Here is an 8,789-nt window from a genome sequence, read left to right on the forward strand (position 1 = left end):
GCGCGCTGGGCGGGATTGGGTCGAGGAGCGGAGTCGAGTCGAGGTATGGAGCGACGTGGCGGGTGGTGGCTGAATACCTCGACCGCAGGGGCGGGGCGGGGTCGAGGTGTCGAGCGACGCTGTGGTGGTCTCGGGTTACCTTCACTGAGCAGCGCTGGGCCGGGTCGAGGTACTTGGTGACGCTGGGATGGTGGCTGGATACCTCGATCCCGGTAGCCCGGACGCGGTCGAGGTAGGGAATGACATGGGGATGGTTGCTGGATACCTCGACCGCAGGGGGCGGGGCGGGGTCGAGGTGTCGAGCGACGCTGTGGTGGTCTCGGGTTACCTCCACTGAGCTGCGCTGGGCCGGGTCGAGGTACTTGGTGACGCGGCCGGGTGGGGGCGGATCTCCTCGACCAAATCCAGCGCCGGGGGCCGACACGCCCGCTCGACGAAACTGATGGGAGCGCCCGACACGCTGCTCGATGAGGCCCCGATGTGGTCCAGCCCAGGTGGGTGTCTCGCATACCAGATGACAATCCCTCCTCCTCGACGGCGCAGCCGGTCCGGATGCGGTCCAATGGTGGCGTGACGACGACGCCCCGACCGGACGCGCCTGCCCTCGCGGATCTGCGCACGCGGTTCGCCGCGATGTGGGCGGCCCTCGAGCCGGTGGGTCGCGACGGACGGAGCGGGGGCTACCGCCGGTTCGCCTGGACCCGCGAGGACCATGACCTGCGCGAGTGGTTCGCGGCGGAGTGCCGGGCTCGTGGGCTGGACCTGACGACGGACCGGATGGGCAACCAGTGGGCGTGGTGGGGCGACCCCGACGCGGCGCCGGCCGGCGGGAACAAGAGGGGCGGGAACGAGAGGGGCGGGGGCAAGGGGATCGTCACCGGATCGCACCTCGACTCCGTGCCCGACGGCGGCGCCTTCGACGGACCGCTCGGTGTCGTCAGCGCGCTCCTCGCGATCGACGCGCTGCGCGCCAAGGGGTTCGAGCCCCATCGCCCCATCGGCATCGTCAACTTCGTCGACGAGGAGGGGGCCCGCTTCGGCGTCGCGTGCGCCGGGTCCCGGGTCATCACCGGGGCGATGACCGCGGACCGGGCCCGCTCCCTCACCGACGCCGACGGCACCTCGATGGCCGAGGCGCTCCGGGCCGCCGGCCGGAACCCCGACGCCCTCGGCCCCGACCCGGAGACCCTCCGCCGCATCGGGACCTTCGTCGAGCTCCACGTCGAGCAGGGCCGGGCCCTCGACCTCCTCGACGAGGAGACACCGGTGGCCGTCGGCAGCGACATCTGGCCGCACGGCCGCTGGCGCGTCGACCTCGCGGGCGAGGCGAACCATGCCGGCACGACGCGGCTGGCCGACCGCGAGGACGCCATGCTCGGGTATGCCGCGACCGTCCTCGCCGCCCGGAGCGCCGCCGAGGCGAGGGGCTGCGTCGCGACGGTCGGGAAGGTCGCCGTCACGCCCGGCGGCGTCAACGCCATCCCCAGTCACGTGACCGGCTGGCTCGATGCGCGCGGCGCCGACGCGGATGCCGTGCGCGCCGCGGTCCAGGACGTCAGGGCCGTCGCCGAGCAGCACGGGGGTGTCGTCACCGAGGAGTCGTGGACCCCGACGACGGCCTTCGACCCCGGACTCGTCCGCAGGCTCGCGACCCGCCTCGGTGGCATACCCGTCCTCGGGACCGGGGCGGGGCACGACGCCGGCATCCTCGCGAACGCGGGAGTCCGCAGCGCGATGCTCTTCGTCCGCAACCCGACCGGGGTGTCGCACTCCCCGCAGGAGTGGGCCGACCCCGCTGACTGTGTGGCCGGCGTCGAGGCGCTCACGAGCGTCCTCGAGGACCTCGCAGGGGGCGCCCGATGACGACGTACTGGGTCGACCACGCGTTCCTGCCCACCGGTGTCGCGTCGAGCGTCCGGATCACCGTCACCGACGGACGGTTCACCGAGATCCAGCCGCGCACCCGCCCGCAGCCCAAGGACGTCGTCCTCGAGGGGATGGTCCTGCCCGGCCTCGCCAACGGCCACAGCCATGCCTTCCACCGGGCCCTGCGCGGCCGGACCCACGACGGCGGTGGCGACTTCTGGACCTGGCGGGAGGTCATGTATGCCGTCGCGCAGCGGTTGACACCGGACACCTACCTCGCGCTGGCCCGCGCCGTGTTCGCGGAGATGGCGCTGGCGGGGTACACCGCCGTCGGCGAGTTCCACTACCTCCACCACGGCCCGAAGGGCGCCCGCTACGACGACCCCAACGCGATGGGCCGGGCCGTCATCCAGGCCGCCGAGGACGTCGGCATCCGGCTCACCCTCCTCGACACGTGCTATCTCACCGGCGGACTGGGCGGCGACGGCCACCACGCCCTCGACGAGATCCAGCTGCGGTTCGGCGACGGCGACGTCGACGCCTGGGCCGACCGAGTCTCCCGGCTGCAGGACACCGACACGGTCCGGATCGGGGCGGCAGCCCACTCGGTCCGGGGCGTTCCCCGGTCGGCGCTCAAGGAGCTCGCCGACGTCGTCGACGGCCGGGTGGTCCATGCCCACGTGAGCGAGCAGATCGCCGAGAACGTCGCGGCGCAGGCGTTCTACGGCATGTCGCCCACCGCGCTCCTCGCCGACGCCGGTCTCGTGACCGACCGCTTCACGGCGGTGCACGCGACGAACGTCGAGGACGAGGACGTCGAGATCCTTCGCGACGCGGGCGCGACGGTGTGCTTCTGCCCGACGACCGAGCGGGACCTCGCCGACGGCATCGGGCCCGCTCGTCGCTTCCACGACGCGGGCGTCCACCTCTCGCTGGGATCCGACCAGAACGCCGTCATCGACCCCTTCGAGGAGATCCGCGGCCTGGAGATGCACGAGCGCCTCATCAGCAACGAGCGCGGCCGGTTCTCGCTGCCCGACCTCATGACATCCGCGAGTGCCGCCGGCTACGCGTCGCTCGGCTGGTACGACGGTGGTGCGCTGTGCGTCGGGGCGCTCGCCGACTTCGTCGTCGTCCGGCTCGACACCCTGCGCACCGCCGGCAGCCGGCCCGGCCAGGTGCTCCTCACGGCGACCGGGCCCGACGTGAGCTACGTCGTCGTCGGCGGTCGCCCCGTCGTCGTCGAGGGCAGGCACCGCTTCGGCCCTGTCGACCAGCTCCTCTCCGAGGCGCTCAACCTGTTGAGGACCACCCCATGACCAGCACTCTCGTGACGGGCATCGCCGAGCTGACGACGTGTCGCAGTGACGTCGACGACCACGTCGGACCCGACCGGCTCGGTCTGCTGACCGACGCCGCGGTCGTCGTCGAGGACGGCGTCATCACGTGGGTCGGCGCCGGCCGCGAGGCCCCGGACTGCGACGCCGTCGTGGACGTCGGCGGACGCGCCGTCGTGCCGGGCTTCGTCGACAGCCACTCCCATCTCGTCTTCGCCGGCGACCGGAGTGCGGAGTTCGCCGCCCGGATGACCGGCGCGGCATACGACGGAGGCGGCATCGCGACGACCGTCTCGGCGACCGCGGCGGCGGGCGACGACGAGCTCCGGGCGCTCCTCGCGAAACGGCTCGCCGAGCTGCGCAGCCAGGGGACGACGACCATCGAGGTCAAGGGCGGCTACGGACTGACCGTCGAGGCGGAGGCGCGCCTGTTGCGGCTCGCGCTCGAGGTGACGCCGGAGACGACGTTCCTCGGGGCGCACGTCGTGCCACCGGCGTATGCGACGGACCGCGCCGCATACCTCGACCTCGTCACCGGGCCGATGCTCGACGCCTGCGCACCCCTCGCCCGCTGGGCCGACGTCTTCTGCGAGCCGAACTCGGCCCACGCCTTCGACGGCGAGGAGTCCCGTGCCGTCCTCGAGGCGTGCGCCGCGGCCGGGCTCCTGCTCCGGGTCCACGGCAACCAGCTCGGCCCGGGACCTGGGGCGCAGCTGGCCGTGGAGCTCGGCGCGGCGAGCGTCGACCACTGCACCTTCCTGTCCGACGACGACGTCGAGGCCCTCGCCGGGGCCGCCGGGACGACGAGCGCGACCCTCCTGCCCGGCGTCGAGTTCTCCACGCGGATGCCGTGGGTCGACGCCCGGCGCCTCCTCGACGCCGGGCTCGACGTCGCCCTCGCCTCGGACTGCAACCCGGGGACGTGCAACACGACGTCCATGCCCTTCGTCATCGCGCTCGCCGTCCGCGAGATGGGCATGACGCCGGCGGAGGCCCTGTATGCCGCGACGGCCGGCGGCGCGAAGGCGCTGCGCCGCGACGACATCGGCCGCGTCGAGGTGGGTCGCGCCGCGGACCTCACGGTGCTCGACGCGCCGTCCTACCTCCACCTCGCCTACCGCCCCGGCGTGCCGATCGCCCGAGCCTTCGACCTCTGAACGCGAGCCTTCGACCTCTGAACGCCCGGCGCCGACCGTTCGGTGTGCGGCTCAGACCTCGTCGGTGCGCATCTCGGCCGGCAGGTGGCCCGCCGAGCGGGCATACAGCTGGGCCGCCTTGCGCGTCGCGAACGTCCGGGCGAGCCCGACTGCGAGACCGGTGCACGCGGCATACAGGAGAGCCTGTCGGAAGGGGACCTCGGGGTTCGTCGGGTCGATGCCCTTGTCGTGACCGGACCGCTCCCAGATGGTGTCGACGATCTTCCCGGCGACGATGCCCGCCAGGACCGCCGAGCCGGTGCCGAGGATGCGCCACGCTGCCGAACCCATGTGTCTCTCCCGTCAGTGCTCCGCCGTCACCGCTCCGCCACGTCCGAGCCGTGGCGTCAAGAGCAACCCTGCCACATGGAGGGGCCGCCCTCCTGGCGCGTGGGTGAGGTATCCTGTGGGTGTCCACGACAGGGGAGCGCGCGAGCGCTGAGAGTGCGGGTGACCGCAGACCCTTTCACCTGATCCGGTTAGCACCGGCGTAGGGAGTCGATCCTGATGAGCAGTATCCGATCCACCTCCGCGTCTCCCGCCGCTCGGCGCACGCGGAGCATCCGTGCGACCCCGCCACTCCTCGGGTGGCGAACGGTCGACATCCTCACCGTCGTCTTCCTCGGCGCCGCCCTCGGCATCGCCTACTGGGGCTGGAGCCTGCTCTACCAGGGGCCGTCCACCGTGCTCGGCGGGCTCTTCCCACCGCTCCAGGGCATCACCGGGGCGCCGTGGCTCATGGCCGGCGTCGTCGGCGGCCTTGTCGTCCGGCGGCCCGGCGCGGCCATCCTCTGCGAGGTCGTCGCCGCGCTCGTCGAGATGCTCCCCGGAACCCAGTGGGGCACGGCGACCTTCGTCTCGGGCGTGCTCCAGGGCGCGGGCGCCGAGCTGGGGTTCCTCCTGCTCGGCTACACCTCGTTCGGGATCGGCGCGGCCCTGCTCGCCGGGGCTCTGTCGGCGCCCTTCGAGGTCGTCTACGAGTGGTTCACCTACTGGACCGACTGGACGTGGGGCTGGAAGCTCGCCTACGGCGGCATCCTCGTCGTCTCCGGAGCTGTCATCGCGGGGGGCCTCGGGTGGCTGCTCACGAGAGCCCTCGCCCGCGCCGGAGCGCTCGGAGCGTTTCCGCCCGGGCAGGAGGCCCGCGAGGCCGGTGGCCTGCACTGACCCCGCCGTCGCGGCATCCGGGCCGGTGCAGGGAGCGGCCCGGCGCCGCGACGGAGGTCTCGTCGAGGTCTCGGGGCTGACCTGGCGGCCCTACGGCCGTCGCGACCCCGTCCTGCGCGACCTCACGCTGACCATCCCGGCCGGCCAGCGGGTCCTGCTCGTCGGGCCGTCCGGAGCGGGCAAGTCCACCCTCCTGCGGGCCGTCGGCGGGCTGCTGGAGACCGCGGACTCCGGTGAGCGCACGGGCGCCGTGACAATCGACGGTATGCCGGCCGGCAGCTCCGCTGGGATGGTCGGGATGGTCCTCCAGGAGCCGGGGGCGGGCATCGTGTCGGCGACCGTGGGCCGCGACGTCGCCTTCGGGCTGGAGAACGTCGGTGCGGACCGAACCGGTATGCCGCGGGTCGTCGCCGAGTCGCTCCGGGCGGTCCGCCTCGACAAGCCCGCGGACACGCCGACGTCGGCCCTCTCCGGCGGCGAGACGCAGCGGCTCGCGATCGCGGGGGCGCTGGCGCTCCGGCCTCGCGTCCTCCTCCTCGACGAGCCGACGGCGATGCTCGACCCCGACAATGCCGCCTCCGTGCGCGCCGTCGTCGACGAGGTCACCCGCGACCGGGGACTCACCGTCGTCGTCGTGGAGCATCGCCTCGGTCCGTGGCTCGATCTCGTCGACCGGCTCCTCGTCCTCGACCGCGCCGGGGGGATCGTCGCGGACGGCTGCCCGGGTGAGGTTCTCCAGATCCATGCGGACAGCCTTGCGGCTCAGGGCATCTGGGTCCCCGGGGTGCCCGATCCCGAGCCCTTGCGGATCCCGTCGGGGATGTTCGACCAGCGCTCGGGCGAGGGGACCGAGCCACGGGGCCGGGTCGGCGGGCCCGCGGTGCGGGGCGAGGTCGGCGGGGCCGCGGTGCGGGGCGAGTTCGGCGGGGCCGAGCTGCGGGGCGTGCGGGACGTGCGGGTGGAACGGGTGACTCGCACGATCATGGGAGAGGAGCGCGCCGTCCTCGCCGTCGACGGCGTGACGGCATCCGCGCGGGCCGGCCGGACGACCGCGCTCGTGGGGCCGAGCGGCTCGGGGAAGTCGACGCTGCTCCTCGCCCTCGCGGGACTCGTCGACCACACCGCCGGGGAGGCTCCGGCGACCGATGTACCCAGCCGTGAGCTGGCCCGGCAGGTCGCCTGGGTGCCGCAGTGGTCGTCGTCGACGATCGTCGCCCGAACCGTCCTCGACGAGGCCCTCGTGTCGGCGCGTGCCGTGGGGCTCGCCGACGCCGTGGCCCGGCCCCGGGCCCTCGCGCTCCTGGAGTCCCTCGGCCTCGGCGACCTCCTCGACGCCGACCCCCGCCAGCTGTCCGGCGGCGAGCAGCGCCGGCTCGCGATGGCCGCGGCGGTCGTCCACCAGCCGGCGACCCTCCTCGCCGATGAGCCGACGGTCGGCCAGGACCGGCTCACCTGGGCGGCCGTCCTCGGCGTCGTCGAGGCGTTCCGCGAGGCAGGCGGCGCCGTCGTCGTCTCCACCCACGACGACGCCGTCGTCGCCCGAGCCGACGACGTGGTCCGGCTCGGCGCCGCGGCTGCGGCGGCGTTGCCACCGGCGAGCAGCCCCTCGTCACGACTCAGCGGGGCGGCCCGCGCGGCGTCGCCAACGCCTCCCGGTCGCCTTCCGGCTCTCCCCGGGCCGACGCGGCCCAGGCCGTCCTCTCCCGCGCTCTCCGGGCCGGTGGACTCCTCGCCCGACGTGCCCAGCGTTTCCGCGCTGCCACCCCCTCCTGACCCACCCGCGCCTGCAGGTCCACCCTCCGCGACCACCCGGCGTCCTCTCGTCTCCCGCTGCGGGCCCCTCGCGCTCCTCGGCGCCTCGCTCCTCGGCATACCTGCCGGCATCGTCTCCCCCACGTGGCAGGCATCCCTCCTCGTCGTGCTCGCCATGGTCGTCATCGGCGGCGTCGGGCTGTGGGCGCCCGGCAGCGGCGCACCTCCGCGCGGCCGGCTCGCCCGGGTCGGCGTCCGGATGATCCCCGCGGCGATCGGAGCGCTGTCGGTCGGGTGGTCGACGTGGCTGCTCGGGCATCGGGACCTCGAGGTCGCCGGCACGGCCGGACTGCGGGTCGTCCTCATCGTCCTCCCCGCGGCCTTCCTCCTCGCCTACGTCGACCCTGACGTCCTCGGCGACCAGCTCGGTCAGCGACTGCACCTGCCGGCCCGCCCGGTCGTCGCCCTCGCCGCGGCCCTCCAGCGGGTCAACTCCTTCGGCGCCGTGTGGGGGGAGATCAGCAGGGCCCGCCGGGTGCGGGGCATCGGTGGCACCCGGTCACCCCGAGCCGTCGTCGGGGCGCTGTCCGCGATGACGATGGGGCTGCTCGTCCGGGCCCTCGGGGAGGCGGCGCAGCTCGCTGTCGCGATGGACGCCCGGGGCTTCGCCACCGCGCAGCGCCGGACCTGGTATGCCGCGGCCCCGTGGCGCCGCGCGGACCTCCTGCTCGTCCTCGCCTGGCTGCTGCCGGTCGCCGTGGCCGTCGTCCTCGCGTCGGCCTGATCCGGGTCGAGACGGCCGGTGGCGGGTCCGGGGTGGCGGACGGCGGGGCCCACGATCGCTTGTGGGGAAGGTAACCAGAGCTATGACGCGCACCAGTTTCCCCACAAGCTCTTCACGATCCGGCCACGGCCACCGGATCGGTGAGGAGGTGGCCGTTCGGGCCGCGGCGGACCTGGACGGGACGCTCGAGGAGGGGCAGCCGCGACGGGTGGCCACCACAGGCGAGCTGGAGGAGGACGGCCTCGGGTGAACGGGTCCAGATCCACGGATCGGGCAGGGGCAGCCGAGCCGGGGCGGGCGCGGTCATCGCGTGTTCGAGACGTGCGACGTCCGCGACCATGGGGTCCTCCTCGTCGGCGAGCGCTTCGAGGAAGGCGAGTCCCCACGGGTGGATCGCGGGGCGCCGACCGGGCCGGGCCAGGTGGTCGGCGACGCACCCCGCATACCGACCGTGGAGCAGGAGGAGGGTCGCCGTGAGGGGGCACACGTTGCGCAGCTGCGCGGCCGCCCACTGGTGGACCGACCAGCGCATGATCTCCGCCCCCCGCAGCTCGCTCCCGCCGGCCACGCCATTTCCGTCGTCCGTGGATGGACCGCCGCCGGCGCGGACCGACCCGTTCCGCAGGGCCGCGCCGACGGCGTGCTGATAGGCCGCGAGCCGGCTCACCGGCTCGACCCGGCCTGCCG

7 protein-coding genes and 1 riboswitch are annotated in these 8,789 nt (G+C 74.1%); of the genes, 5 read left to right on the top strand and 2 right to left on the bottom strand.

Features of this window, described 5'->3' with window-relative positions:
• Window positions 1-570 precede the first annotated feature (570 nt).
• Genes BN12_RS13520 through hutI form a run of 3 tightly spaced genes read left to right on the top strand, consistent with a single transcriptional unit; the run spans window position 571 to window position 4,360 of the window.
• Complete coding sequence (locus tag BN12_RS13520) at window positions 571-1,863, top strand: allantoate amidohydrolase (protein ID WP_407667795.1); 1,293 nt, start codon at window positions 571-573, stop codon at window positions 1,861-1,863.
• Window positions 1,860-3,185, top strand: a complete 1,326-nt coding sequence (locus BN12_RS13525; RefSeq protein ID WP_048553218.1) for a formimidoylglutamate deiminase — start codon at window positions 1,860-1,862, stop codon at window positions 3,183-3,185. The genes BN12_RS13520 and BN12_RS13525 overlap by 4 nt, the downstream gene beginning before the upstream one ends.
• Window positions 3,182-4,360 (top strand): imidazolonepropionase, encoded by a 1,179-nt coding sequence (hutI, locus tag BN12_RS13530; RefSeq protein ID WP_048553220.1) that lies wholly within the window; start codon window positions 3,182-3,184, stop codon window positions 4,358-4,360. The genes BN12_RS13525 and hutI overlap by 4 nt, the downstream gene beginning before the upstream one ends.
• A gap of 51 nt (window positions 4,361-4,411) precedes the next feature.
• Here the strand turns inward: hutI and BN12_RS13535 are convergent, their stop codons facing one another.
• A complete protein-coding gene (locus tag BN12_RS13535) occupies window positions 4,412-4,690 on the bottom strand; it encodes a DUF4235 domain-containing protein (RefSeq protein ID WP_048553221.1) in 279 nt (92 codons plus the stop codon).
• 120 nt (window positions 4,691-4,810) lie between these two features.
• A riboswitch (TPP riboswitch) is annotated at window positions 4,811-4,913 on the top strand.
• On the opposite strand from BN12_RS13535, the gene BN12_RS13540 reads away from it, so the two are divergent.
• Window positions 4,907-5,566, top strand: a complete 660-nt coding sequence (locus tag BN12_RS13540; protein ID WP_048553222.1) for an ECF transporter S component — start codon at window positions 4,907-4,909, stop codon at window positions 5,564-5,566. (Overlaps the previous riboswitch by 7 nt.)
• Window positions 5,553-8,102: an ATP-binding cassette domain-containing protein gene (locus BN12_RS26170; protein ID WP_235432404.1), complete on the top strand. Its 2,550-nt coding sequence runs from the start codon at window positions 5,553-5,555 to the stop codon at window positions 8,100-8,102. Before BN12_RS13540 ends, BN12_RS26170 begins: the two co-directional genes overlap by 14 nt.
• Window positions 8,103-8,214: 112 nt before the next feature.
• On the opposite strand, the gene BN12_RS13550 is transcribed toward BN12_RS26170, so the two are convergent.
• Window positions 8,215-8,789, bottom strand: a 575-nt coding sequence (locus tag BN12_RS13550) for a hypothetical protein (protein ID WP_048553224.1), incomplete at its 5' end; no start/stop codon positions are given.

Origin of the sequence: Nostocoides japonicum T1-X7, assembly GCF_001046855.1 — a bacterium.
GTDB lineage: Bacteria > Actinomycetota > Actinomycetes > Actinomycetales > Dermatophilaceae > Nostocoides > Nostocoides japonicum.

Coding starts and splice junctions, on each gene's coding strand:
- BN12_RS13540 (WP_048553222.1), top strand. CDS start 4,907: ATGAGCAGTATCCGATCCACCTCCGCGTCTCCCGCCGCTCGGCGCACG.
- BN12_RS13535 (WP_048553221.1), bottom strand. CDS start 4,690: ATGGGTTCGGCAGCGTGGCGCATCCTCGGCACCGGCTCGGCGGTCCTG.
- hutI (WP_048553220.1), top strand. CDS start 3,182: ATGACCAGCACTCTCGTGACGGGCATCGCCGAGCTGACGACGTGTCGC.
- BN12_RS13525 (WP_048553218.1), top strand. CDS start 1,860: ATGACGACGTACTGGGTCGACCACGCGTTCCTGCCCACCGGTGTCGCG.